Genomic DNA, 25,097 nt, shown 5'->3' on the forward strand with positions numbered 1-25,097 from the left:
AAGATCCCGTCGCCGTGGGAAACGAGCACCACCCGGGAAGGTCACGCATTCGACCTAGGAACGTCAGTTCCTCACTGAAACCGGCCCTACGGGCGAAGCGCGCGACACGACCGAGACCAGCAGCACTCACTCCCGCTCACCAGAACGCACTTACACGCGCTCCCGCGGCAGCAGCTCTAAATGCCCGCCCGCTCCCCCCGCCGCCGACCCAACAGCTCCGCCAACCCCCGCCGGGTGGCAGCCAGCACCACGCGGTCCTCCGCCCGCAGCACATACGTCGCCGGCAGATCCCACACCAGCCCCGAGGGCCGGGCGTCCTCCCCGGCGCCCTCGGAGCCGGGGCTCACCCCCGTGTCCAGCGCCAGCACCCGCCACGACCCCGCCCGAAACGCCTCCCCGACCGTCCGCCCCTCCAACTGCGCATGCCCGCCCACCCGCATCGCGGCGAACAGCAGCACCCGTCGCTCGACGGGAATCGTGCCCAGGATCTGCGTCTGGCGGCCCATCATCGCCCCGGCGAACGCGGGCGCCGACAGGTGCGACACGCTCCGGCTGCGGGTGGTGGCGCCGGGGTGCGCCGCGCGCAGGGTGCGGTACACGGCGGTGGCGAAGTCGTCGTCGTACAGGCGCAGGACGACGCGCAGGTCGGGCCGTACGGAACGCCCGTACAGGACGGCCTCCAGGTTCGTCGTGTCGGCGCTGGTGAGGGCGAGGAGGGCCTGCGCGCGGTTGATCTTCGCGGCCTCCAGGACGCCCTCCTGGGTCACGTCGCCCAGCACCACCGGCACCCGCAGCCGCCGTGCCGTCGCGAGTCCGCGCGCGTCGGGGTCCGCCTCGACGCACACCACCGGGATGTTCAGTTCACGCAGCCGGGTCAGCACCCGGGTACCGATCTTGCCGAGCCCGAGCAGCACCACGTGCCCGCTCAGCCCGCGCGGCGGCTTCCGTACCGCCGATCCGCTGCGAAACGTACCGAGCGCCTCCAGGACGGCGGCCAGCAGGACCGGCAGCAGCAGCAACCCGACGAGTCCGGAGAGGAGTTGGAGGATCTGGCGGGGCATCGAGGCGCCGAGCGCCGGGTCGTTGATCGCGAAGAGGTCGAGCAGGGTCAGGTAGGTCGCGTGGACGGGATGGTCCCCCGTCGCGATCGTCAGCGCGATGGCGAGGGCGATCACGCACCCGACCATCCCGGCCAGCGACCACCGCAGCCGCTGGGAGAACAGGGAAGCGAACGGCGGCACGACGCCCCGCCCGCGCCCGCCCGACATCGACGTCCCGGAGTACGCGTACGACACCTGTTGCAGCACGACCGTTCCGCGTCCGGTCGCCGCCGCGACCGCGGCCGCGTCGGGGAGCAGCCGGGGTCCCTGGTCACCGCTGCCCTCGGAGCCGTCCGCACCGGCCGGGTCGCTGCTCGTGGCGGAGAGCAGGGCGAGGGTGTGCAGGCCGGGGTCGGCGACCTCGCCCGGCGCCGGTGGCTGCCGTTCAACGGCGCGCAGCAGCAGTCTGTCGGTCTGGACGACCTTGCTGGTCCCGGTGATGGCGGTGGCGGCGAGCGCGGGGGCGGCGGTGTCGGCGTCGGACAGGACGGTGGTCGACGCGTCGAGATCGCCGGGCTCGGTCGTGCCGTCGCCGGGGTCCGCCGACAACACCGATGCCTGGTCGAGGAGTTCCTCGATGTGCTGGCCCAACCGTCGGTTGTAGAGCCGCAGTACGAGCCGCAGTCGTGGGTTGAGGCGGCGGGCGGTGAGTGCCGCGCGGATGTTGGTCTCGTCGTCGTCGTACACGAGGGCCAGGGCCGCGGCCCGCTCCGCGCCCGCCTGGGCGAGTACGGCCTCGGTCGCCTCGACGGCTTCCAACATCCCTGCGTGCGGCCCGGGTTCACTACTGCCTGCCCCGCCCGTAGTCCCGTTGCCCGCCGCCCGGTTGACGGCCGCGGACATCCGGTCGAGCAGCGCCGACGCGGTTCCGGCGGCCCGGACGACCACCGGTGGCCGTACGTTCCGCTCCGAGGGCGGGACGACGAGTGTGACCTGCTCGCCGTAGACGTTGCGGAGTTCGTGGGCAAGACGGTGGGCGAGCCCGTCGTCCCCGGCCACGATCATGTGCGCGGCGGGATCACCGGTACGAGGCCCGTTCGGCCCGCTCTGACTCGGAAGGTTCCCCAGGATCGCCACGAGGGAGAAGACTGCCGTACCGGGACGGGCGGTTGCGGGCCGGGGCCCGTCGGATGATCAAATCCGCGGTCAGGCTCGCCCCCCGTTGTGCACCCCGTCGGACACCCCGCTGCGGCCCACGATCCGCCCCGCCCGGTCGATACAGATCACGTCGACCGCGACGGGCGCCCCGCGCAGCACGGTCAGGGCCTCGTCGCGTGCGGCCACCGCGACCAGGTCGCCGAGCGGGACACCGGCCGCCGCGCACAACTGCAGTGCCGCGAGGCCGGTGTTGGCGCCCGTGACCTCGGCGGCCAGTGTCTCGCTCGCGCCGCCGCGCCGGGCCAGTTCGGCGAGGAGGCCCAGGTCGACCTGCGAACGGGCGGAGTGCAGATCCAGGTGACCGGCCGCCAGCTTCGACAGTTTCGCGAACCCGCCGCAGATCGTGAGCCGGTCGACGGGATGACGTCGTACGTACTTCAGTACCGCTCCCGCGAAGTCGCCCATGTCGAGCAGGGCCTGCTCGGGGAGTCCGTAGGCGGCCACGACCGTCTTCTCCGAGGTCGAGCCGGTGCACCCGGCGACATGGGTGTGCCCGGCGGCCCGGGCCACGTCCACGCCCCGCCGGATCGAGTCGATCCACGCCGAGCAGGAGTAGGGGACGACGATCCCGGTGGTCCCCAGGATGGACAGGCCGCCGAGGATGCCCAGACGCGGGTTCCAGGTGGACCTGGCGATCTCCTCGCCGTGGTCGACGGAGACGGTGATCTCGACGTCGCCGCTCCCCCCGTGTTCGGCCGCCACCCGGGCCACGTGGTCGCGCATCAGCTGCCGGGGGACCGGGTTGACCGCCGGTTCGCCGACCGGCAGCGGTAGTCCGGGGCGGGTGACCGTGCCGACGCCCGGACCGGCCCGGAAGACGACGCCGGACCCGGCGGGCAGTCGGCGCACGGTCGCGCGGACCAGTGCGCCGTGGGTGACGTCCGGGTCGTCGCCCGCGTCCTTGACGATGCCCGCCATGGCGTACGAGCCGGTCAGCTCCTCGGTGGCCAGCGCGAACGCCGGTGTCTGGCCCCTGGGCAGCGTGATCGTCACCGGGTCGGGAAAGTCGCCGGTCAGCAGGGCGGTGTACGCCGCTGTCGTGGCGGCGGTCGCACAGGCGCCGGTGGTCCAGCCGGGGCGCAGGCCGGTGTGCTTGAGTTGGGCGCCGCGCCCGCCCCTGGCCTCGCTGCCGCCCTTGGCCTCGCTGCCGCTCATCACCACTCGCCGCTCATGAAGGGAACCCGGTCCTCGTGCACGTACTGATCCTGGGCGGAACGGCCGAGGCCCGCCGTCTCGCCGAGCTCCTGGCGGCCGAAGAGGGTGTGCTCCGGGTGACGAACTCGCTGGCCGGACGGGTCTCCGCGCCCCGGCTGCCGCCCGGCGAGGTGCGCGTCGGCGGTTTCGGCGGGGCCGAGGGGCTCGCCGAGTGGCTGCGCGCGCACCGGGTGGACGTGCTCATCGACGCCACCCACCCCTTCGCCGGGACGATCAGTTTCCATGCGGCGCGGGCCGCCGCCGCGGTCCATGTTCCCCTGCTCGCGCTCCGGCGTCCCGGCTGGGTGCCGGTCGAGGGCGACGACTGGCACGGGGCCGGCTCCCTGGAGGGGGCCGCCGCGCTGCTGCCCACGCTCGGCCGGCGCGTGTTCCTCACCACCGGGCGCCTGGGCCTGGCGGCCTTCGCCGGCGCCGCGCTGGACGAGCTGTGGTTCCTCGTCCGTACCGTCGACGCGCCACAGGCTCCGCACCCCGCCCGCATGGAGGTACTGCTCGACCGGGGCCCCTTCACCCTCGACGGCGAACGCGAACTGCTGCGCCGCCACCGCGTCGACGTCCTCGTCACCAAGGACAGCGGCGGCCCGGCCACCGCCCCGAAACTCACGGCGGCGAGGGAAGCGGGCGTCCCGGTGGTCGTCGTACGGCGCCCGGCGGTGCCCGAGGGTGTGCGCGTGGTCGAGGGGCCGGAGGAGGCGGTGCGGGCGCTGCGGCTGGGTGGCTGTCCCGCGCCGTGCGAGCCGGGCTGACCGCCCCGGCCGGGGTGCGGGCGCGGCTCCCGCCTGGGTCCCCGGGTGGGACTCCAACCGGGGCGGGGTGGTGCGGGCGTTGCGGCTGGGCGGTTGCCCCGCGCCGTGCGAGCCGGGCTGACCGCCCCGCCCGGGCCCGTACCCCGGGCACGGCCCCACCCGTACCCCGGGCACGGCCCCACCCGTACCCCGGGCACGGCCCCGCCCGTACTCCGGCACCGCCCCGCCCGTACTCCGGGCACGGCTCCGCCCCGGAGTTCGGCAGAGCCGTCTCCTTGCCGGCCAATCCGCCGCGGAGCCTGGACGCGCGGCTCGCCCCGGGCGGCCGGGTGTCGCTCCAGACCATCACCATGCCGCACGAGCGTTGCTCGCCACCCGGGACACCTTCACCTGGATCCACAAGTACGTCCTCCCCGGCGGGTTCATCCCGTCCACACGGGCGATCGAGGACACGGTCCGCGACCACACCCGCCTGCGCCCGGCCCGACGTGACGGTTTCGGCGCGCACTACGCGGAAACCCTGCGACTGTGGCGGGAGCGGTTCACCGCACGTGCGGACGACGTCGAGGCGCTCGGCTTCGACGAGACCTTCCGCCGGTTGTGGACCTTCTACCTCGCCTACTCCGAGGCCGGGTTCCGCTCCGGCTACCTCGACGTCCAGCAGCACCTCTTCACGAAGGAGCCCGCCGCCACCTTGAACACCCACCACGAGGGACGGTGAACGGCGTGGACGGCTTCCCGTGGGGGGCCTTCGCGCAGGGCCTCGCCCCGGCCGCCGCCGCTGCCCTCGCCGTCATGCTCGTCACCTTCGCCGCCGCCGTACGCACAGGCCTGCACCGGATCGTGGACGTCGCCTGGGGGATCGGGTTCACGGGGGTGGCGATGGTGAGCCTCGTGGCCTCCGCCGGGGACGGTGATGTCGTACGGCGCCTGCTGGTGACCGTACTGACAGCGGTGTGGGGGCTGCGGCTGGCGGCGCACATCGCCCGCCGGGGCCGGGGGCACGGCGAGGACCCGCGCTACGAGGCACTGCTCGCGAAGGCCCCCGGCAACCGGAACCTGTACGCCCTGCGCATGGTCTACCTGCTGCAGGGAGGGCTGGTCTGGCTGGTGTCGCTGCCCGTCCAGGCCGCGCAGTACGTGGCCGGACCGCTGTCGGTCCTCGCCTGGATCGGCGTGGCGTTGTGGGCGGTCGGTCTCGGCTTCGAGGCGGTGGGGGACGCGCAGCTGGCCCGGTTCAGGGCCGATCCGGCGAACCGGGGCAGGATCATGGACCGGGGTCTGTGGGCCTGGACCCGGCATCCCAACTACTTCGGGGACTTCTGTGTGTGGTGGGGCATGTTCCTGCTGGTCTGCGACTCCCCGGAGGCGGCGGCCGTGACCGCTGTCTCGCCGGTGGTGATGAGCCTGCTGCTGACCCGGGGCAGCGGAAAGCGCCTGCTGGAACGGCACATGGCCGACCGGCCCGGCTACGCGGAGTACGTGGCCCGCACCAGCGGTTTCCTCCCGCGTCCGCCGAGGCGGAAGGCGGCGGGCCCGTCGTGACCGGCCGGGTCGGGGAGAATGGGCCGTCCGGCCCGAACACCGCCGGTGCGCGCGGGCACGTGGACCGGGGCTGGGAGAGCGGCGGCATGCGGCAGTACGAGACCGGATTCCCCACGGCGCCCACGAGCGCGTTGCTGCCCCGCCGTTGCCCGTCGGCGCCGGGCGCCGTCGTCGTATTGCACGGCGGGCGGGAGGCGGGCCCGTCGTGACCGGTTTTTTTGACGCGCCCGCGAGCGCGTTGCTGCCTCGCCGTTGCCCGTCGGCGCCGGGCGCCGCCGTCGTCGTACTGCACGGCGGGCAGGAGGCCAGCGACCGCCGCTCCCGGCCCTGGCAGCTCGCCGCCCTGCGGATGGACCCCTTCGTCCGAGCGCTGACGGCCGCCTTGCCCGGCCAGGACGTCCTCGTCGCCCAGGTCCGCTACCGGCTGCGCGGCTGGAACGGCTCCCGGGCGGACCCGGTGAGCGACACCCGCCGGGCGCTGGACGAACTCGCCGAACTGGCCGGGCCCGTGCCCACGGTGCTGCTCGGCCACTCCATGGGCGGCCGGGCCGCCCTGCGCGCCGCCGGTCATCCGCAGGTGCGCGGCGTGGTCGCGCTGGCTCCGTGGTGGCCGCCCGGCGAGCCGGTGGAACAACTGGCCGGCAGGCACCTCATCGCCCTGCACGGCGAACGGGACCGCGTCACCTCGCCCGCCGAATCCGCCGACTGCGTACGCCGGGCGCGGGCGACGGCGGTCAGTGCGGGCATGGCCTTCGTCGGCGGGGGAGACCACCCGATGCTGCGCCGCCACCACTTCTGGCACGGTACGGCGGCGGCCCTCGTCGCTCATCTCCTCGACCCCACCGGCACCCCCGACCCGCTGCCCGCGGACTGCTACGGCCCCGGTCCCGGCCCCGGTGGTTTTCCCGTCCTCTGAGGACGGGTTCGCCGGGCACCACGGGTGAGGTACCCGGCGAACGTGGTCGCGGTCAGCTGCTGAGCATCAGCACGCTGGGTGGGGACTGGCCAGGACGGCGCACGCGATCGGTCCCGAATCTCCCGAATCTCTCAGACCCCCCGGATATCTCAGACCCCCCGAATCTCCCCGACATCCCTGACCGAAACCTGTCGGGAGCTTTACTGCACATTGATTGCAGGTGACTGTGACTGGCAGCAGTCTGGAGCGATGAGTCGTGAGGAGTGGATCAGGGTCGGTGGCATGGCCGCCTTCATCGTGGCGCTGCATGTCATCGGCTGGTTCACGCTGGTCGCGCTCGTCGCGCCCGAGCACTACAGCGTGGGCGGGAAGGCCTTCGGCATCGGCATCGGCGTGACCGCCTACACGCTCGGTATGCGGCACGCCTTCGACGCCGACCACATCGCCGCCATCGACAACACGACCCGGAAGCTGATGGGCGAGGGGCAGCGCCCGCTGTCCGTCGGGTTCTGGTTCTCGCTCGGCCACTCCAGTGTCGTCTTCGCCCTCACCCTGCTGCTGTCGCTGGGCGTCAAGGCCCTCGCCGGACCGGTCCAGGACGACGGATCGACCCTGCACAACGTCACCGGCCTCATCGGTACGACCGTCTCCGGGACGTTCCTCTACCTCATCGCCGGCATCAACCTGGTCATCCTCATCGGCATCTGGAAGGTGTTCCGGCAGATGCGGACCGGCCACTTCGACGAGGACGCGCTGGAGGAGCAGCTGGGCAGCCGGGGCTTCATGAACCGTCTCCTGGGCCGCTTCACGAAGTCGATCACCAAGTCGTGGCAGATGTATCCCCTGGGCCTGCTCTTCGGCCTCGGCTTCGACACGGCCACGGAGGTCGCGCTCCTGGTGCTGGCCGGGTCGGGTGCGGCGTCGGGGCTGCCCTGGTACGCGATCCTGTGCCTGCCCGTCCTCTTCGCGGCCGGGATGTCCCTGCTCGACACGATCGACGGCTCGTTCATGAACTTCGCGTACGGCTGGGCGTTCTCCAAGCCGGTCCGCAAGGTCTACTACAACCTCACGATCACCGGACTGTCGGTCGCCGTCGCGCTCATCATCGGCACGGTCGAACTGCTCGGCCTGATAGCCGAACAGGCGGACCTCCACGGCCCGTTCTGGGACCGGGTGTCCGGCCTCGACCTCAACGTCGTCGGCTACGTCATCGTCGGCCTGTTCTTCGGGACATGGGCCGTAGCCCTGGTGGTGTGGAAGGTCGGCCGCATAGAGGAGAGATGGACCTCCGGCCTGGCAAACCCGAACCTGGCGGACACAAAGACGTAACCACCCCCTCCGCCGAGCGGCTCCGGGCGTACGCCGCCTGCTCACGCCGGGCGCGGGGCCTTGCTCGTGCCGGCCGCCCGGCCCCCGCTCACGCCGGGCGCGGGCCCTTGCTCGTGCCGGCCGCCCGGCCCCCGCTCACGCCGGGCGCGGGCCCCCGCTCACGCCGACCGCACGGCCTGTGCTCACCCCGGCCGCACGACCCCCGCTCACGCCGGCCGCACGGCCTGTGCTCACCCCGGCCGCACGACCCCCGCTCAGGCCGCGCAGCGCCTCTCACTCCGTCTCGCTGGCGAGCGCGTTCACCGCTGCCGCCGCGATGGCGCTGCCGCCTCGGCGGCCGTGTACGACCAGGTGTTCCAGTCGGGACGGGTGCTCGGCCAGTGCGGTCTTCGACTCGACGGCGCCGACGAAGCCCACCGGGACGCCGATCACCGCGGCCGGGCGGGGTGCGCCCTCCTCGATCAGCTCCAGTAGCCGGAAGAGGGCGGTCGGTGCGTTGCCCACGGCCACCACGGCACCCTCCAGCCGGTCGCGCCACAGTTCCAGCGCGGCGGCGCTGCGCGTGGTGCCGAGTTTCGCCGCCAGGTCGGCCACCGCCGGGTCGGTGAGCGTGCAGATGACCTCGTTGCCGGCGGGGAGCCGCCCGCGGGTGATGCCGCTGGCCACCATCGAGACGTCGCAGAGGACGGGCGCGCCCGCGCGCAGGGCCTCGCGGGCGCGGGTGACGACGTCCGGCGTGTAGCCGAGGTCGCCCACGAGGTCGACCATCCCGCAGGCGTGGATCATCCGTACGGCGACCTGGGCGACGTCGGCCGGCAGACCGGCGAGGTCCGCCTCGGCGCGGATGGTGGCGAAGGACTGGCGGTAGATCGAGGCGCCGTCCTTCTCGTACTCGAACACAGTGCTCTCACTCATCCGTCGACGTGCGTGCTGCGGGCCCCGGTGATTCTACGAACGCGCGGACCGAGGCCCTTCCCGCCCTCCGTCCCGGACGAGGACGTCGTCAGGATGACCCACGAGAACGCGATGCGTACCGGCACTGTCGGTGAGGTGGGGCGCGTCGGGGTGATCGGTGCCCCTCGGGGCAGCCCGGCCTGCCCTGACGGCTCCTGACGGATGACCTTCCCGGCCGTAGCGTCGAACAGTGAGCCTATGGACTTCCCTCGAACCTGCTTCGACCACTGTGGATCCCGGCGGCAGCGCGACCGTGCGGCTGCGTCTGCGCAACACCGGTGACGTGGTCGACGAGTACCGCTTCGAACCTGTCGGGGCCCTCGCGCCCTGGACGACGGTGGAGCCCGCCTCGCTGCGGCTGTACCCGGGCACGACAGGGACGGTGGAACTGACCTTCGCGCCCCCGCGCACACCGGACGCGACCGCCGGCCCGAACGCGTACGCGGTACGGATCACGCCGACCGAGTATCCGGAGTCGACGACCGTCCCCGAGGGGAATCTGACGATCACCCCCTTCACGGAGGTGCGCGCCGAACTCGTACCCCCGACGGTGAAGGGCCGTTTCCGGGGACGGCCGAAGCTCGCTGTCGACAACCTCGGCAACACCAAGGTGACCGCGTCACTCAGCGGGCACGACAACGGCGACCAGCTGTCGTACGACATCCATCCGGCCAACATCCAGATCGAGCCCGGCCGTGCCGCGTTCGTGAAGGCCACGCTGAAGCCGCGGCAGATCATCTGGTTCGGGTCCAAGCAGGAGCAGCCGTACACGCTCGCTGTGAAGCGGTCGGGCGTGACGCCGCTCGCCGTCGAGGGCACCTATGTGCAGCGGAGTTTCCTGCCCGGCTGGCTCGCCGGGGCGCTCGGGATCTTCCTGGCGCTCGCCATCACGTTCGCGATGCTGTGGATCGCCTACAAGCCCCGGGTCGTCAGCAGCGCCAAGGAGTGGCAGGAGGCCGCCGTCAGCACGTTGCCGCCCGCCCTCTCGCCGCCACCGGCCCAGCCCTCGGCGCCCGCGGTGTCGGCGCCGCCCGCCGATCCTGACCCGCCGGCGGCTCAGCCGACTCCCTCGGCGCAGGCCGACGGCGGCGGGGGCGGCGGCGGGGGCGAGAAGCCCGCGCCCGCCAAGCCGAAGGCCCCGAGCGTGCTGCCCGCGTACGACGTCATGCTGCGCAACCCGACCACCAAGATGTGCGCAGATCTCCCGGCAGCCGACGACACCGACTCGAAGAACCGGGTGGTCCAGTCGACGTGCGACGAGAACTCCGCCACCCAGCGGTGGAACCTTGAGGTGAGGTACCCGAAGCTGGGTCCCGGCGCCACGGCTCTCTTCCAGATGCGCAATGTCAGGGAGGGGCTGTGCATGGATCTCGGGTACTACAAGGCCCAGCCCATCAGGTCCCCGATACTGCGGTACACCTGCGACGGCACGACCGCCGACAACCAGCTGTGGTGGCTTGCCAAGCAGGCGAGCGGCGCCTACTGGATCCGCAACTACGCGAGCGACAACGCGTGCCTGGACGTCGCGGGCTTCAGCACCGGCGGCAAGGGAACCAACCTCACGCTCTACACCTGCTCCAACACCGACGACCAGGAGTGGCAGATCATCCGGCCCGCGCGCTCATGACCCACGCTCACGCGACGGCCTGAGGACACAGAAGAACCCGACCGCTGGCGACGGGGGATGCACCAGCGATCGGGCTCTGGCCAAGGGTAACAAGACTGGCTGCTCAGTGGGAGCCGACTACTCCGCAACAACGACCAGTTGTGATCGGGATCACTCTCTTTAGTGCTCACTTCCGTACAACCGTTCCCCAACTACTTCCCGGTAGTTACGAGTACCGCCGCAGGACTTCCGAGTACGCCCCCTGCGTCGAACGCGTCGGAGATCATGAAGCATGCGCCCGGATGACTGGTACCTCACCGACGATGTGCCGCGTACGACTTCGGGTAGGCGGGATCTTTCCGCACCCCTGGCAGCTCACCCCCCGCAGCTCACCCGTCGCACGGTGGCTCGTACGACAGCTGCGGCAGATACTCGTGCCACCTCTCCGCCGTAAGCACGCCCCGGGTCGTCGAGCAGATGTGCTCGACGGCCCTGTCGACGTCGAGGTTCCACAGCCGGACCGTGTCCGCGCCGCTCGACACCCCGACGAAGTCGCCGTGGGGGCTGAACGCCAGGAAGTTGCCCGTCTTGGCGTTGGGGCTCATCGACTGGCCGATGGGTTTCGCCCTGGCGGGATCCCCGACGTCCCAGAGCCGGACGGTGTTGTCGTTGCCGCCGCTCGCCAGGACGTCTCCGTCCGGGCTGAACGTCAGTGACTCGACCGCCTCGGTGTGCCCGGTGAGAGGGGAACCCACGCTGTGGGCGTCGGCCGGGTCGGAGACGTCCCAGAGGCGGACCGTGCCGTCGTCGCTCCCGCTGGCCAGCGTCCGGCCGTCCGGACTGAGAGCCAGCTCGTTGACGGGACCGAGGTGTCCCCTGAGCACCTTGCCGAGAAGGGTGGCCCTGGCCGGGTCGGTGACGTCCCAGAGGCGGATCGTGCCGTCCGCGCTGGCGCTGGCCAGCGTCCGGCCGTCCTGGCTGAAGACGTTGGAGTCGACGTAACCCTTGTATCCGGTGAGCTGGGAGCCGAGCGGGCGCAGACGGGAAGGGTCGGCCGCGTCCCACAACTGCACGGTGAAGTCCTTGTAGGCCGTGGCCAGGATGCGCCCGTCCGGGCTGAACGCGATGGTGTCCGCGAACCGGGTTCTCAGTTTGACGGGGTCCGCGAAGGCGACCGGACGCTTCGGATCGCTGACGTTCCACAGCTGGACCGTGCTGTTTCCGCTCGCCATCGCGAGAACGCGGCCGTCGGGGGAGAACACCGGCGACCGTACCTCGCCCTCCCCGGGAGTGAACGGTTCGCCCTGCGTCACCGGGTGTTCGGGATCGGACACGTTCCACAGGCGGACCCGTCCGTCGCGCGAGCCCGTGGCCAGCAGCCTGCCGTCCGGGCGGAACACGCCGATGCGGCCGATCATGTCCGACGTCGGCAGCGACCACAGCCGCACCTTCCGGTCGCCGCTGCCGGTGGCGAGCGTACGGCCGTCGGGGCTGAAGCCCAGCGCGTACATCTCGCCGCTGCTGCCCGCGAGGGGTTCGCCGACCTCCGACGGGTACTGCGGATCGCTGACGTTCCACAGGCTCGCCGTGCCGTCCGCGCTGGCGGCGGCCAGCGTGGTCCCGTCCGGGCTGAACGCCACCGACCAGATCGCGTCGGTGTGACCGGTCAGCGGTGCGCCGAGCTGGGCGGCGTGCCCGGGGTCGGACACGTCCCACAGCCGGATCGTGTCGTCGGCGGCGCCGCTGGCGAGGGTGCGGCCGTCGGGGCTGAAGGCCACGGAGTGCACCAGGTCCGTGTGACCGGTCAGTTTTGTGTCGTACGGCTTCGGGTCACGCGGCTTCGACACGTCGTACAGCCGGATCGCCTTGTCGTCGCCGCTCGCCGCCAGTCTCCGCCCGTCGGGGCTGAACGCGATGGCGCGCACGGCGGCGCCCGCGCCCGTGAGGGTGCTGAGAGGGGCCGGGCGGGCCGGGTCGGCCATGTTCCACAGGCGGACCGTGCGGTCCTCGGCGGCCGAGGCGAGCGTGTGGCCGTCCGGGCTGAAGGCGATCAGATAGATCGTGCCGTCATGGCCGTTCAGGGGTGTGCCGAGGGGGCGCGGACGGGCCGGGTCGGTCACGTCCCAGCGGCGGATCGTGCCGTCGTCGCCCGCGCTGACCAGGGTGCGCCCGTCAGGGCTGAAGACCGCGCTGCTCACCCAACTCGCGTTCGCGGCGAGGGGCTTGCCGAGCGCCTTGGGACGCGCCCGGTCCGACACGTCCCACAGGCGTACGGTCCCGTCGTAGCTGGCGGTGGCCAGGAGCCGACCGTCGGGGCTGAACGTGGTCAGGTAGACGGCGCCGGTGTGGCCGGTCAGCGGGGTGGCCAGCGGGGTGTTCACGATCGAGATCAGACGGCTGCGGGTGCTCGCGTCGTCCGGACGGAGACCGTGGGCGACCAGGCTGAGCTGCGCCGACAGCGACGGGTCGCTGGACTGGACACGGTCCGCCTCCGCGAGCACGTTCTCGAACACCGCGTCGTCGCGCTGCTGCCGGGCGATCAGCGCCGCGCCCCCGGCCAGCAGGGCCAGTACGACCACGGCGGCGACGGCGGCGCGGCTGATCAGGACGGTACGCCGGCGCAGCTTGACCGAGGCGGCCAGGAACTGCACCGCGCCACGCGTCAGGAAGGTGTCACCGGCGGACTTGGCCCAGGTGTGCGCCTGTTCGAGCCGGGAGCCCCGGTAGAGGAGGGAGGTGTCGCGCTTGGACTCCTCCCAGGACCGGCTGTCGTCCTCCAGTCGCTGGCGCAGCAGGTTGCCGCCCCGGTCCTCGTCGATCCAGTCGCGCAGTCGCGGCCAGGCGTGCAGCAGTGCCTCGTGGGTGATCTCCACGCTCTCCGAGTCGAGCGTCACCAGCCGGGCGCGCACCAGCGCTTCGAGGGACTCCTGCGTCTTGTCCGGGTCCGCCGACTCGGCGGTCAGCTGCCGTCGCGTACCGCGTCTGCGCGTGGCCTGGGTGTCCTCGCCCAGCCGTACCAGCCGGAGCAGCAGCAGCCTCGCGGCGGTACGGGCCGCCGGGTCCAGGCCGGTCCAGGCGCGCTCGGCGGTCGCCGCCACCGCTCCCTGGATACCGCCGGCCGCGCGGTAGCCGGACAGCGTCAGCCGCCCCGCCTTGCGGCGCTGCCAGGTGGCGAGCAGGGCGTGCGAGAGGAGGGGCAGGACGCCCGCGTCGTGCGTGCCGCGCGGTCCGTCGGCGCTCACCTCCCGCACGATCAGTTCCGCGAGCCCCGGTTCGAGCTCCAGGCCGACGGCCTTGGCCGGCCCGGTCACCGCGTCCCGCAGCTCGGCGGTGGTCAGCGGTCCGAGGACCATGTGCCGGTGCTGGAGCGCGTCGGCGAGTTCGGGATGGCGAAGGCACTGGTCGTAGAAGTCGGCGCGCACACCGAGGACGACGAGTGCGGCGGCCTGCTGACCGGGCCCGGGGGGGCGAGGAGGCGGCGTGGAGGAACTGGATGAAGGTGTTCCGGACCGTCTCGTCGGAGCAGAGAGTGAACGTTTCCTCGAACTGGTCGACGATGACGACGGGGCGACCGGAGGAAGAGAAAGGGACTGGGGAAGACGCAGGGGAGGAGACAGGAAAAGCGGCAGTGGCGGAAGCAGTGGCGGAGGCGGAGATAGGGACAGAGGAATCGGTGGAGGCGTCGGGGGCGTCGCGGCGGGACCAGGCGGTGACCGTCTCCCGTACCGCATGGGCGAATTCGGGTGTACCGGGCTCGGTCGCCGGCTGTCCGGCGGGGGTGAGGATCTCCGAGAGAGCGGGTATACGGCTGGTCAGTTCGGCGAGGGGATCACTGCCCGGGACGAGCTGAAGGATCTCGGGGGCCGGCCGGCCCGGGCCGCCCAGTGCCCCTTCGCGCAACGCGGGCACCAGCCCGGCGCTCAGCAGGGAGGACTTGCCCGCCCCGGAGGCGCCCACGAGCATCACCAGACCGCCGCCGGCGCCGCTCTCCCCGCCCGCCGTGGTCCCCGCCGAGTGGAGCTGGGCCAGGAGGGCGTCGGTGCTGCGCTCCCGGCCGAAGAACCACCGGGTGTCCTCCAGGCGGTACGAGGCGAGGCCCCGGTAGGGGCACACCCCGGCCGGCACTGCCGCGACCTCGGCGGCGGGCGGTTCCTCCTCGTCCAGGGGGCCGGTGACCCGGCCGCCCACCGGGTCGGCGACGGCGCGTTCCCACAGGCGCTGCCACTGGACCATGTCGTAGAGACCGGGGGAGACGGGCACGGGCCGGGCGCGCCGGGCCTGCGGCACGAGGACGCTCAGTACGGCGGCGAGGGCGGCGAACTGGGCGGGCGCGTTCTTGGCGCGCCGCCAGTCGCTGATCCGCTGTACGGAGACCCGCACGGGGCGGCCTCGCTCGTCGACCCGCTGCAACTGGACGACAGCTTCGGCCACCCGTTTGAGGGGAGGATTACCGGCCTCCTTGTACAGCAGTGAGAGCCGCTCCGCGAAGGCCGTGCGTGCCCCTGAGTCGGAACTCAAGGTCTCCACCCCTTACTTCCCACGCGTGCGTCATCCGGTGTCATCCGGACCGGAAAACCCACTCTATACGGCTGACCTGCGGTTACGTCGTGGGCCCTGCACCGGAACCTCCTCTCCTGGAGCCGGAAATGGCAGGATCATGCCGCAACAAGGAACCAGCCGCGTGGCGTCCACCCGGACCACCAGCGCAGCGATCCCAGGGGCAGCTCGGAGGCCGGACGTTTTCGGCCACAGCTACCTGGATTCGCCAGCCGGGTGAGTCGGTAGCGCCACGCGGGTCGAGATCCGCGGAACCGGCACCATCCGGACTCCTCCCGGGTCCCTGTCCATCGTTCGGCACCGGTCCCCACGTGGGGAGGGACCGGTGCCGATCGGCGTTGCGGGGGCAGTACGGTGCTGTGACGCGCAGGACCTCGCTGGGGGAGAACCCGTTGAGCGCTCGGATTCTGGTCGCCGAAGACGACGAGATGCAGTCCCGCCTGATCCGGATCTACCTGGAACGGGAGGGCAACGCCGTGCAGGTGGTCGGCGACGGCCGCGCGGCGCTGGACCAGGCCCGCTCGACGAGCCCCGACCTCATCGTGCTGGACGTGATGCTGCCCCTGGTCGACGGACTCGACGTGTGCCGCATCCTGCGCACCGAGTCGGACGTACCGATTCTGCTGCTCACCGCGCGCACCACCGAGGAGGACATGCTCCTCGGCCTCGACCTCGGCGCCGACGACTACCTGACCAAGCCGTACAGCCCCCGCGAACTGACCGCACGGGTACGGGCCCTGCTGCGCCGGTCCCGGAAGGCGGGTGCGGCGGCGCAGCCCTCGGTGCTGCGGGTCGGCCAGGTGCCTCCTCCCCCGGCTTCAGCCGGGGGAGGAGGCACGGTCGTTCTCAGGCCCGTGCGCGTGACTCAGGGGTGCGCCGGCCCAGCGAGTCGAAGATCACGGCGGTGATCAGCACCCCACCGGTGATCATGTACTGGACCGCAGTCTGGACGCCCAGCAGCGCCATGCCCGAGGCGATGGACTGGATGATGAGCACCCCCAGCAGCGCGGACCAGGTCGAGCCGCGCCCGCCGAACAGGCTGGTGCCGCCGATGACGGCGGCGGCGACGGCGTTGATCAGCAGCATTCCGGAGCCCGAGACCTGGCTCGCCGAGGTGAACCGCGACGCCACGAACAGCCCGCCGAACGCCGCCAGGGCCCCCGACACCATGAACACCGAGATCCGTACGCGCGTCACGTCCACGCCCGCCCGCCGGACCGCCTCCGCACCGCCGCCCAGGGCGAGGACCTGCCGCCCGTAGGGCGTGCGGCGCAGCAGGAGGTCCGTGGCGACGATGACCGCGAGGAAGATCAGCAGCGCCAGTGGCAGCCCCTCGAAGCGGCCCAGTACGGCGACGGTGGCGAACGCGACCGCCGCGAGCAGGGCCGTACGCATCCAGATCTCGCCCACCGGCCGGCACGGCATTCCGGCGCCGGCCCGGCGGCCCCGGTCACGGAGGGAGATGAGCAGGTAGGCGGCCGTGCAGAGCGTCGCCAGGCCGTAGGTGAGGACGGGGGCGCCGATGTACCGGCTGGTCAGCTCGGCGACCAGGCCGTCCTCGCTGAAGTGGATGGTGTTGTCCGGCCCGAGCAGGTAGAGCATCAGACCGCTCCAGGCCAGCAGCCCGGCAAGGGTGACGACGAAGGCGGGTACGCGGAACCGGGCGAAGAGGAACCCTTGGATCGCCCCGATGGCCGTACCGCAGACCACCGAGATGATGACGGCGAGCCATTCCGTCATGCCGACGTCCACGTTGAGCGCCGCGAACATCGCGCCCGACAGCCCGGCGAGTGAGCCCACGGAGAGGTCGATCTCACCGATCAGCAGCACGAAGACGATGCCGACGGCGACCATGCCGGTCCCGACGATGTCCACGCTGAGGACGGAGAGGTTGCGCGGCGAGAGGAAGCGATCGTTGAGGCACTGGAAGACCACCCAGGTCGCGGCGAGCGCGAGCAGCACCGGGGCGGGACCGAGCCCGCCTTCGCGCGCCCTGCGACGCAGGGCGCCGACGCCCGCGACAAGACGCGGCTTCACCTTCCCGGCCACACCACTGACAGCCGCACGTCTCACAGCCGTACCTCTCACGGCCACACCTCGTCAGGGTGCGGCCGGTGGGCCACGGCGTGGTCCGCCGCGCCGGTGATGGAGGAGATGATCTGCTCCTGGGACGTGGTGTTGACGTCGAAGAGGCCGTTGTTGCGGCCCAGGCGCAGGACGGCGACCCGGTCGGCGACGGCCTTGATGTCACTCATGTTGTGGCTGATCAGCAGCACTCCGAGCCCCTGGTCGCGCAGCTCCTCGATCAGATCGAGGAGCTGGTTGGCCTGCTGGATGCCGAGGGACGCGGTGGGCTCGTCGAGCAGCAGGAGCCGGGGCGAGGCCAGAAACGAACGGATGATCGCGACGACCTGCCGCTGACCGCCGGAGAGGCCGGCGAGCGGTACCCGTACGTCGGGGATCCGGATGGACAGGGTGTGCAGCAGTTCGAGGGTGCGGCGCTCCATCTCGACCTCGTCGAGGACGCCGAAGCGGTGGATCTCCCGGCCGAGGAAGAGGTTGGCGACGACGTCGAGGTTCTCGCACATCGCGAGGTCCTGGTAGACGGTCGCGATGCCCAGCAGTCTGGCGTCCTGGGGGCGCCGGATCTGGACGGCGTGGCCCTCCCACTCCACGACCCCGCGATCGGGGGGTCCGACCCCCGAGATCACCTTGACCAGGGTGGACTTGCCGGCGGCGTTGTCACCGACGAGGGCGACCACCTCCCCGGCCCTGACCTCCAGCTCGATGTCGACCAGTGCCTGTACGGCGGCGAACCGCTTGGAGACACCGCGCAACGCCAGCAGGGGCTGACCGGGCACGGGGCCACCTCCTTCGGATGCGTCAGTTCCTTCGGGTGTCTCAGTTCCTTGGGGTGTCTCAGGTCCTTCGGATGTGCCAGGTTCTTCGCTTGCGTCAGGTGAGTCCGGCCCGGTCACAGGCCGCCCGGAGAGCAGGTGTACAGATCTGGTCGACGGTGTACATGCCGTCCTTCACCAGGGTCCTCCTGATATCGCCGACAGTCACCGGGACGGACGGCAGCAGAACCGCCGGTACGTCCTTGGTGGTGGGGCTGTCGACGCTGCCGGTGGCGATGGCCCCGATCTTCTCGCCGCGTCCGAGGGCGACGGCCATCTCGACGGTCGCGTCGGTCGCGCGCTTGTAGGGCTTGTACACGGTCATGTACTGCTCGCCCTTGACGATGCGCTGTACGGCCAGGAGGTCGGCGTCCTGACCGGTGACCGGGGGCAGCGTCGCGACCTTGGCGGCCTTGAGGGCGGAGATCACGGCGCCGGCCATGCTGTCGTTGGCGGACAGGACGCCGTCGATGTTCTCGGCGCCCAGGGCGGCGATGGCGCCGGTCATGTTGGCGTAGGCGTTCTCGGGCCGCCATCCGACGGTGTCGTACGACTTGCCGATCGTCACCTTGCCCTTGAGTACGGCGAGGGAGCCGCCCTTGTACCAGCCGGAGTTGGGGTCGGTGGTGGCCCCGTTCATCATGACGATCCGCCGGCCGTCGCCCCTGGCGCTCATGGCCTTCAGCAGGGCCTCCGCCTGGAGCCGCCCGACCACCGCCCCGTCGAACGTGACGTACCCGGAGATGGGCCCCTCCGCGAGCCGGTCGTAGGCGACGACGGGAATGCCGGCCCGGTGCGCGGCCTCGACGGACGGACGCATCAGCTGGGGGTCGACGGCGGCGAGGATGACCACGTCCACACCCCGGGTGATCATGGCATCGAACTGCTGCTGCTGAACCGCCGGGTCGGACGTGGCGGCGACGGTCGCGGCAGGGCAGTCCGGGCACAGCACCTTGACCTGCTTCTCGATCAGCGGCCGGTCGAACCGCCCGAACCGGGAGTCGCCGCCCCCGGGCATCAGTACACCGACGTTGATGCTGTCACCCTTGCCACCACCGGCGTCCTGGCCGCCACAGGCTCCGAGAAGGCTCAGACCGACGGTGACGACGCCGATGACGGCGACGACGGGAAACCCACGCTTCACTGCGACTGCTGAATGGCCGGCACCGAGACTCATGTTCGGTTCCCTTAAGCTTTTGTGCAGTTTTGGCACATAGTGAAACATAATCCCAATAGGGGCTTATGTGAACTTAGGGCCAGCGTAGCCAAGCTGTCGAGGTCGCGCTCGGAGTCGGCAGCCGCCGGGACGGTTCAGAGACGCAGGACGATCAGGGCGGTGTCGTCGGTGTGCCCGGCGGGCGGCAGAAGGTCGGTCAGAAGTGCGTCGGCCAGGGCCTCGGGCGCCGAGCGCCGGTGGTGGGTGAGGGAGTCGGCGAGGCGGGCAAGGCCGGTGTCGATGTCCTCGTCACGGCGTTCGATCAGGCCGTCGGTGTACAGCACCAGAAGGGAGCCCTCGGTGAAGGGCGTACAGGCCTCGGGACGGGCGGCGCGCTCGGGTCTCGCACCGAGCGGCGGGTCGGTGGCCCCGTCGAGGAAGGCGACTTTGCCGTCGGGGTGCACGAGGGCCGGCGGAGGGTGGCCGGCACAGCTGTAGGTGATGGTGCGGCTGTCCCAGTCGATGAAGGTCGTCACGACGCTGGCCGACTGCGCGCCCTCGACGGAGTCGGCGTACAGATCGAGGGCGTCCAGGGCCTGGGCGGGCCCGCCCGCGACCCGGGTCGCGCCGCTCAGGGCGCTGCGCAACTGGCCCATGGCGCAGGCCGCCGCCAGCCCGTGGCCGACGACGTCACCGACCGCGACCGCGAGGCTCCCGCCGGACAGATCGACCAGGTCGTACCAGTCGCCGCACACGTTCAGCGTGCCGACGGCGGGCTGGTAACGCACGGCTGCCGCGTGCGGCCCGGTCGGGCCCGGCGGGGGCAGCATCGCTGCCTGCAGCGCCAGGGCGACCTCGCGTTCACGGGCGTGCGCCGTACGCAGCCGCTCGTTGACCTCCTGCAGTTCGCGGGCCCGGGTGTACAGCTCGGCCTCCAGCGCGTGGGCCTTGCTGTCACCGTCCGGAACGCCGAAGGCACGGATGAACTCGGTGACCTCCTCCACCCGGTGCACCACCAGGGCGACGTGCCCGTCGAGGCCGAGGACCGGCGCGTTGACCGGGCTCCAGTAGTGCTCCTGCCAGTGGCCGGGCCGTTCCGGGTCCTCGATGTCGTAGCGGAGCAGCGCCATCGTGTCGCGCTCGCCGGTGGCCACCGTACGGAGCATCGACGTCTCGGTCTCCCGCATGCTGCCGGCGACGGCCGGATCGTCGGGATTCTCGGGGAAGACGTCGAAGATGTAGCGGCCCACCAGCTGCTCGCGGGTGCGCCCGGACAGCCGTACGAAGTCGTCGTTGGCGTCGGCGTACACCAGGTCAGGGGTGAGCAGGGCCACCATGCCGGGCAGGGCCCGGAAGACCGCCGCGTAGTCGATCTGCGGTTTCCTCATGTGCTGCCCTGTCTGTTTTACCTGTTTTCCCTGTTTGGCCAGTCTGCCTCGGCGCCGGGTCGAGTACACAGTGCTTTGCCGGTGGTGGTGCCGGGTGAGGGACTGCCGGGCTGCTCGATCGGCGGATCATACGGGGGCGCGATGGGCCAGGCGGTGACCGCAGCCATGCTGCGGGTGGCGGATGTGCACACGTCGTACGGTCGGGGCGCAAGCACGTCGCCATCGCCCGCGCCCTGGCCAACAGCCCTTCGATCCTCACCGCCGACGAGCCGACGAGCCGACCGGCAGTTGGACGCGGAGACCGGGCACTCCGTGAGGGAACTACTGCGCGCGGTCGCCCGCAGCGAACAGATCACGGCTCTCGCGGCCACCCATGACAGAACACTCCTCGACCTATGCCAAGGGTTCCATGGCCGCGCGGCGAGTGATCGACAGTTCCGGCCCGCTCATGGCGCTACGCCGCCGCGTTTGTAGCCATCCCACAACCGCCCACCGACCTGCCCCAATACCTCGTCCACCACGTCGACGAGGGACCCGACCTGACCGGCCAGCACCGCTTGAACGGCGTTATGCAGGCGCATGCTGAGCCCTGGTGCCGTGAGTTCAAGACGGCGTGCCATCCACTTCCCGCCTCCACTCCAAGAACCACCAATGGCGAGCGCCAACTCGCTTGTTCGTCGCGCCAGTTCGATGGCGATGAACAGCCGCTCGCCCTGGGCGGCGCTCCCCGAGAGGTCGTCGAGGAGGTCGGTCATCCCGTAGCGGAGGTCATCGATCTCTTCGACCGACACGGTAGGTGGCCCCGCGGTGGCCAGCTTCCGAGCTTCAGCGGCGAGGCGCGCGCCGACTCCATCGGTGTCCAAGAGCAGCAGCCCGTCTGCGCACATCCAGAGCAGTGGCGACCGGCGCTTGCGTACTTCCCGCTCGACGTAGTCGTACCAACTCGCCTCGGTGTGCACGAACAGCTCCACCGGCCAGTCATCGTGCCGGAAGCTTGCCCGGTAGGGGGCAGGGGCTCCATAGAGCAGCACCACGATGTCAAGGTCAGACATCGGAGTGCGGCGGCCCGTCACGACGCTGCCTCCCAGGAATGCCGCCCGAGCTTTGGGGTGGTGTTCGTCCACCACGGCACGCGCAGTGTCAATCGGGTCCATGAAGCAACTATCTGCGCCCTGCCGGTCGCACGCATGGGGGTTTCTTCGCCCGCACCAGCAGGGGTGCGGCGGCATCAGTTCGATGGGGGCAGACTGAAAAGATCTCCCATAGGACTGGGGGTCGAGCTGGGCGGGCTGCCCGTGGCCTGGCAGCTCAGCGCCAGCCCGCATGCGACTTCCGCGATGACGGAGGCCCCCTTGCGGGAGCCGCTCCCTGATGTCGCTCCCAAAGCGGGGCCGCACAACAAATCAGGCCCGGTGCTGATCTCTCAGCACCGGGCCTGACCTGGCGTTTTACTGTCGGGGTGGCGGGATTTGAACCCACGACCTCTTCGTCCCGAATTAGGCCCTGGAAGATCGCCGACCTGGGGATCGCACCAAAAATGCAGGTCAGGGCGTCGGTAGGTGTCGGTCTCCGGTGGTGTTACGGGGTCGCGATCTCAAGATCGTCTCCAGGATTTCTCCAGAAGGCATAGCAAGGCTGCGAGCAGAGGCTTCAGGAGGTCGAGAGCAGCATTCAGGGGGTAGCTCGCGACACGAGGTACGTAGCCAACTCTACAACCGCATGTGAACTTCCGACTCAGGACACTGGACGACACTGGACGCCATCAAGAAGGGCTCATTTTCTGGCCGAAATACGAGTTCCGGGCCGGAAGGAATGCATGCTATCGCACCAACCGAACCTCAGATCTTTCTCAACTTCCATATTTTTCGTTGACACGAACATGCGGATATGGAAATTTGATGAGCGTCAACTCCAATGACCACCTAAGTTGAGGAATGGAGTAGCAGTGCGTACTACAACCAGGATTTTCTTGGCGGGGTTCGCGATGCTCGGCTTTGCTCTTGCGGTGCCTATCACCGCATCGGCCAGCACCAGCGCGACGCAGTCACACCCAACCGGCTGCAATTCTGGAATCGCAGATCCTTACCGGACCTGGGCCGGGTGCAGGCACAGTAATGGTGGCCACTACCGGGCCATCGCAAATTGCAAGGACCCCGAGACCGGGAAAGTGACGACGGCAGAGGGGAACTGGCAGAGCGGTGGTGGACCTTCCTTCGCGTACTGCCAAGGATCCTCTGCGCCCTCGGTTGCAGGCTTCGAGACAAAGTACAACTAAGGGGCGTACGAGGTATCCAGACGCCACGCAGGCGGCATGATCCAAAAGATCCGATCAAGAAGGAGTTAGAGGAAATGAAGAAGCGTTGGTCAGCACTGGTGTCCGCGGGCGTTCTGGCAACGTCCGTCCTTGGCCTTCAAGGCACGGCATCGGCAGCTACCACAGGGTCCATCACAATAAAGTCCGCCCCAACCGGTTGCTCTTACCAGATAGTGTCATACGACGGACATCGGGGTTCGCAGGCCGAGTGCACAAGGAGCAATGGTGGGCATTACAAGGCGATCGTAGTGTGTAGGCGAATTATCGTTTCTGACGAAAGGGTGTCACGCGAGGCGGGAGTCTGGAAGGCCAGCGGGATCTCTATCGTGTGGTGCCCGCCGGAGACAATCCCTGAATATGCGGGGATCATGACGAAGACTTCCTAGGCGCCTGTATAGAAAGGGCCCGTCAATTTACTGACGGGCCCTTTCTGTTCGTTCAGGTGAATGACGTCAGGGAGGCTTTCCAACTTGATTGAGTAACAAGTCGGTTGCCCAGAGCGGCCCTTGAGGGAAAGGTGAAGCTCCTGGTACTCAGGTTGAACTAGCCCTGCCTGAGCGATCACCAGGGTTCGATGATCAGGCCGGTCCCGGCGAGGCCGCCGTCGACCTTAAGGGGATGGCGGAGGAGGAGTCACGCTTAATTTATGGGAATTAACGAAACCGAAGGTGAAATGCAAGAGGTTTTGATGTCAGCCATCCCGTGGTCAAAGAGAACAGAATATTCGAGTGCACTGAGCCGCTCGGGACATCAGCACCTTGCTGAGCGCGTCGAAACGCCTCAGCAATACAGTGATGAACCTCCATTCTGACGGGCGTATGACCGCACTTTCCGCTGGTTAAGTCACCATTCGCAGAGGACGACCGTTGCGTCATCCCCAGACTTGTAACGTGGCCACCGGCGTCCAGTGGGGTCCGTAGCCTCAACCTTACGTACGGCTGCGATCAAATCTCGGGGCCCGCCCGCGCGGAGCGTCGCGAACACATCGGACCAGGTCGCCATTTCGTATTCGGTCACGAGTCTCGATACGCCATCGGACATCACGGCAGCGGCCTGCACCTCGCTCAGTGATGTCATGCCAGTCAAGGCGTGCCCCGCTGCTTCTGGATCTGCCGCAGCCACCCAGTACCCCTCTGGCGTGTTGCGCACCTCCCTCTGAGCGAGCACGAGACGTTGCAGGGTTTCTCTGTGCTCCGGGGTGTGAGTCTCGTGTTGCTCAACCTCGGCTCTTATCTCGGGAAGAACATCGTCCACCCGAAGGTCAGTGAACACTGAGTAGCCTTGTGGTCCCTCGAAGACGATGGGCGAGTCAGCGAGGACGAGGTGGTCAAGGATTCCGGATCGGTGCCGCAGGACGGCGACCGTGGCTGATGGTGTCCCGGGATTTTTGAGGTCGCACTCTGGATGCAGCTTCGCAACGCGTTCGAGGGCATCACTCAAGCCGTCTGCGAGTTGACGATCCATGTCTGCAAGCGCGGCTACAAGTTGGCTCCCGAGGTGCGCCACGTACCACGGGACGCCATGTCGACATCCCGTGGTCAGGCCTGCTGTGCTGAGTCCGTCCAGCACGACAGCGAGCGTGGGGGTTCCGGCTCCCCAGTCCTCGTTGGGGTTTGCTCCCCCGGGGTGTGTGTCCATGCAGACGCGCATACTCATCCCTCGTGTCGGTACAGCGGGGTGACGCGGCGGCTCTCCAACACATCGAGCGTATCGGGGTCGTAGCGACAAGAAATGAGCGTTGAGAACCGACGGGTGCGGACCTCTCGATACAGCTCAGCAAGGTTGTTTTCCAGGTAGTGCACGACCCCGTTCGCGCCTATTGAGTGGATTCCGGCGATGTACAAAAACGTGCCACGGCCGTCCAGCCGAGGAAGCCGGCCTAGGTAACCGAAGTCGCCTGCGGTGCCGTCCTCGTCCATCGGCGACCGGTACTCCGTCCCAGCTTTCTGGTCCACCAGGTGCCAGGCTCGGTCCTTCTTGAACCGCAGGTTGTCGTCTCCTTCGAGCACCTGGGCGACGATGGGCGACAGTCGCGGTCCGCAGACGACCACGTGATTTTCACGGTTGAGGTTGACCATTCCCGTTGTCGGGATCACCTCGTACTGAGCCTCAAGCTTCATGCCGGCCAGCAGCTTGCGCAGGTGGTCGAAGTTGTTGAGGTCTTCCCTGGTTACAACCTCACTCGGATTCTGATCGGGGCTCTTGCCTGCCTCAGT

At 69.8% G+C, this 25,097-nt stretch carries 16 protein-coding genes and 4 pseudogenes; 9 read left to right on the forward strand and 11 right to left on the reverse strand.

All coding sequences use genetic code 11. The annotated features are described in order from the left end of the window. Positions 1–176: 176 nt before the first annotated feature. A complete protein-coding gene (locus QA861_RS46250) occupies positions 177–2,105 on the reverse strand; it encodes a potassium channel family protein (RefSeq protein ID WP_334594818.1) in 1,929 nt (642 codons plus the stop codon). Positions 2,106–2,246: 141 nt separating this feature from the next. After that, positions 2,247–3,413 (reverse strand): cobalt-precorrin-5B (C(1))-methyltransferase, encoded by a 1,167-nt coding sequence (locus tag QA861_RS46255; RefSeq protein WP_334594817.1) that lies wholly within the window; start codon positions 3,411–3,413, stop codon positions 2,247–2,249. A gap of 35 nt (positions 3,414–3,448) precedes the next feature. Between QA861_RS46255 and QA861_RS46260 the strand changes: the two genes are divergently transcribed. From QA861_RS46260 to nicT, 6 genes and pseudogenes are all read left to right on the forward strand, one after another. Then, complete coding sequence (locus QA861_RS46260) at positions 3,449–4,219, forward strand: cobalt-precorrin-6A reductase (RefSeq protein ID WP_334594816.1); 771 nt, start codon at positions 3,449–3,451, stop codon at positions 4,217–4,219. Positions 4,220–4,512: 293 nt separating this feature from the next. Next, a pseudogene (locus tag QA861_RS46265) lies at positions 4,513–4,940 on the forward strand (class I SAM-dependent methyltransferase); the annotation flags it as partial. A 5-nt stretch (positions 4,941–4,945) separates the two neighbouring features. After that, complete coding sequence (locus tag QA861_RS46270; RefSeq protein ID WP_334595175.1) at positions 4,946–5,764, forward strand: DUF1295 domain-containing protein; 819 nt, start codon at positions 4,946–4,948, stop codon at positions 5,762–5,764. Continuing rightward, positions 5,761–5,973 carry a hypothetical protein gene (locus tag QA861_RS46275; protein ID WP_334594815.1) on the forward strand — a complete coding sequence of 71 codons (213 nt, stop codon included), beginning with the start codon at positions 5,761–5,763 and terminating at the stop codon, positions 5,971–5,973. Before QA861_RS46270 ends, QA861_RS46275 begins: the two co-directional genes overlap by 4 nt. After that, positions 5,970–6,680, forward strand: coding sequence for an alpha/beta fold hydrolase (locus tag QA861_RS46280; RefSeq protein ID WP_334595176.1), 711 nt, complete (start codon positions 5,970–5,972; stop codon positions 6,678–6,680). The genes QA861_RS46275 and QA861_RS46280 overlap by 4 nt, the downstream gene beginning before the upstream one ends. Positions 6,681–6,929: 249 nt before the next feature. Next, positions 6,930–8,009 (forward strand): Nickel transporter NicT, encoded by a 1,080-nt coding sequence (nicT, locus tag QA861_RS46285; RefSeq protein ID WP_334594814.1) that lies wholly within the window; start codon positions 6,930–6,932, stop codon positions 8,007–8,009. Positions 8,010–8,282: 273 nt separating this feature from the next. Here nicT and QA861_RS46290 read toward each other — a convergent pair whose 3' ends face one another. Next, the gene (locus QA861_RS46290) at positions 8,283–8,924 is read right to left on the reverse strand and encodes a precorrin-8X methylmutase (RefSeq protein ID WP_334594813.1); all 642 of its coding nucleotides are present in this window, start codon (positions 8,922–8,924) and stop codon (positions 8,283–8,285) included. 229 nt (positions 8,925–9,153) lie between these two features. On the opposite strand from QA861_RS46290, the gene QA861_RS46295 reads away from it, so the two are divergent. Continuing rightward, a complete protein-coding gene (locus tag QA861_RS46295; RefSeq protein ID WP_334594812.1) occupies positions 9,154–10,590 on the forward strand; it encodes an RICIN domain-containing protein in 1,437 nt (478 codons plus the stop codon). 368 nt (positions 10,591–10,958) lie between these two features. On the opposite strand, the pseudogene QA861_RS46300 reads toward QA861_RS46295, so the two are convergent. After that, a pseudogene (locus tag QA861_RS46300) lies at positions 10,959–15,096 on the reverse strand (WD40 repeat domain-containing protein). Positions 15,097–15,518: 422 nt separating this feature from the next. Between QA861_RS46300 and QA861_RS46305 the strand changes: the two are divergent. Beyond that, positions 15,519–15,929: pseudogene (locus QA861_RS46305) on the forward strand (response regulator transcription factor); the annotation flags it as partial. A gap of 43 nt (positions 15,930–15,972) precedes the next feature. On the opposite strand, the gene QA861_RS46310 reads toward QA861_RS46305, so the two are convergent. The 4 genes from QA861_RS46310 to QA861_RS46325 all read right to left on the reverse strand — a co-directional run bounded on the left by QA861_RS46310 (position 15,973) and on the right by QA861_RS46325 (position 20,567). Beyond that, positions 15,973–17,199, reverse strand: coding sequence for a sugar ABC transporter permease (locus QA861_RS46310; RefSeq protein WP_443041663.1), 1,227 nt, complete (start codon positions 17,197–17,199; stop codon positions 15,973–15,975). Positions 17,200–17,210: 11 nt separating this feature from the next. After that, positions 17,211–17,987 carry an ATP-binding cassette domain-containing protein gene (locus tag QA861_RS46315; RefSeq protein ID WP_334594811.1) on the reverse strand — a complete coding sequence of 259 codons (777 nt, stop codon included), beginning with the start codon at positions 17,985–17,987 and terminating at the stop codon, positions 17,211–17,213. Positions 17,988–18,081: 94 nt separating this feature from the next. Continuing rightward, positions 18,082–19,200, reverse strand: coding sequence for a sugar ABC transporter substrate-binding protein (locus tag QA861_RS46320; RefSeq protein WP_334594810.1), 1,119 nt, complete (start codon positions 19,198–19,200; stop codon positions 18,082–18,084). A 134-nt stretch (positions 19,201–19,334) separates the two neighbouring features. Then, on the reverse strand, positions 19,335–20,567 hold the full coding sequence (locus tag QA861_RS46325) for a PP2C family protein-serine/threonine phosphatase (RefSeq protein ID WP_334594809.1): 1,233 nt from the start codon (positions 20,565–20,567) through the stop codon (positions 19,335–19,337). A gap of 206 nt (positions 20,568–20,773) precedes the next feature. On the opposite strand from QA861_RS46325, the pseudogene QA861_RS46330 reads away from it, so the two are divergent. Continuing rightward, positions 20,774–21,041: pseudogene (locus QA861_RS46330) on the forward strand (hypothetical protein); the annotation flags it as partial. Here QA861_RS46330 and QA861_RS46335 read toward each other — a convergent pair. The 3 genes from QA861_RS46335 to QA861_RS46345 all read right to left on the reverse strand — a co-directional run. Next, the gene (locus QA861_RS46335) at positions 21,014–21,721 is read right to left on the reverse strand and encodes a nucleotidyltransferase domain-containing protein (RefSeq protein WP_334594808.1); all 708 of its coding nucleotides are present in this window, start codon (positions 21,719–21,721) and stop codon (positions 21,014–21,016) included. The pseudogene QA861_RS46330 and the gene QA861_RS46335 sit on opposite strands and share 28 nt — an antisense overlap. A 2,003-nt stretch (positions 21,722–23,724) precedes the next feature. Next, the gene (locus QA861_RS46340) at positions 23,725–24,519 is read right to left on the reverse strand and encodes a protein phosphatase 2C domain-containing protein (protein ID WP_334594807.1); all 795 of its coding nucleotides are present in this window, start codon (positions 24,517–24,519) and stop codon (positions 23,725–23,727) included. A gap of 14 nt (positions 24,520–24,533) precedes the next feature. Continuing rightward, positions 24,534–25,097, reverse strand: a 564-nt coding sequence (locus tag QA861_RS46345) for a sigma-70 family RNA polymerase sigma factor (RefSeq protein ID WP_334595177.1), incomplete at its 5' end; no start/stop codon positions are given.

The sequence above is a fragment of the Streptomyces sp. B21-083 genome, assembly GCF_036898825.1.
GTDB lineage: Bacteria > Actinomycetota > Actinomycetes > Streptomycetales > Streptomycetaceae > Streptomyces.

What these genes read in the sequence shown, in the direction of transcription:
- QA861_RS46290 (WP_334594813.1), bottom strand. Translation starts at nt 8,924, where the DNA reads ATGAGTGAGAGCACTGTGTTCGAGTACGAGAAGGACGGCGCCTCGATC.
- QA861_RS46325 (WP_334594809.1), bottom strand. Translation starts at nt 20,567, where the DNA reads ATGAGGAAACCGCAGATCGACTACGCGGCGGTCTTCCGGGCCCTGCCC.
- QA861_RS46255 (WP_334594817.1), bottom strand. Translation starts at nt 3,413, where the DNA reads ATGAGCGGCAGCGAGGCCAAGGGCGGCAGCGAGGCCAGGGGCGGGCGC.
- QA861_RS46320 (WP_334594810.1), bottom strand. Translation starts at nt 19,200, where the DNA reads ATGAGTCTCGGTGCCGGCCATTCAGCAGTCGCAGTGAAGCGTGGGTTT.
- QA861_RS46340 (WP_334594807.1), bottom strand. Translation starts at nt 24,519, where the DNA reads ATGGACACACACCCCGGGGGAGCAAACCCCAACGAGGACTGGGGAGCC.
- QA861_RS46335 (WP_334594808.1), bottom strand. Translation starts at nt 21,721, where the DNA reads ATGGACCCGATTGACACTGCGCGTGCCGTGGTGGACGAACACCACCCC.
- nicT (WP_334594814.1), top strand. Translation starts at nt 6,930, where the DNA reads ATGAGTCGTGAGGAGTGGATCAGGGTCGGTGGCATGGCCGCCTTCATC.
- QA861_RS46250 (WP_334594818.1), bottom strand. Translation starts at nt 2,105, where the DNA reads ATGATCGTGGCCGGGGACGACGGGCTCGCCCACCGTCTTGCCCACGAA.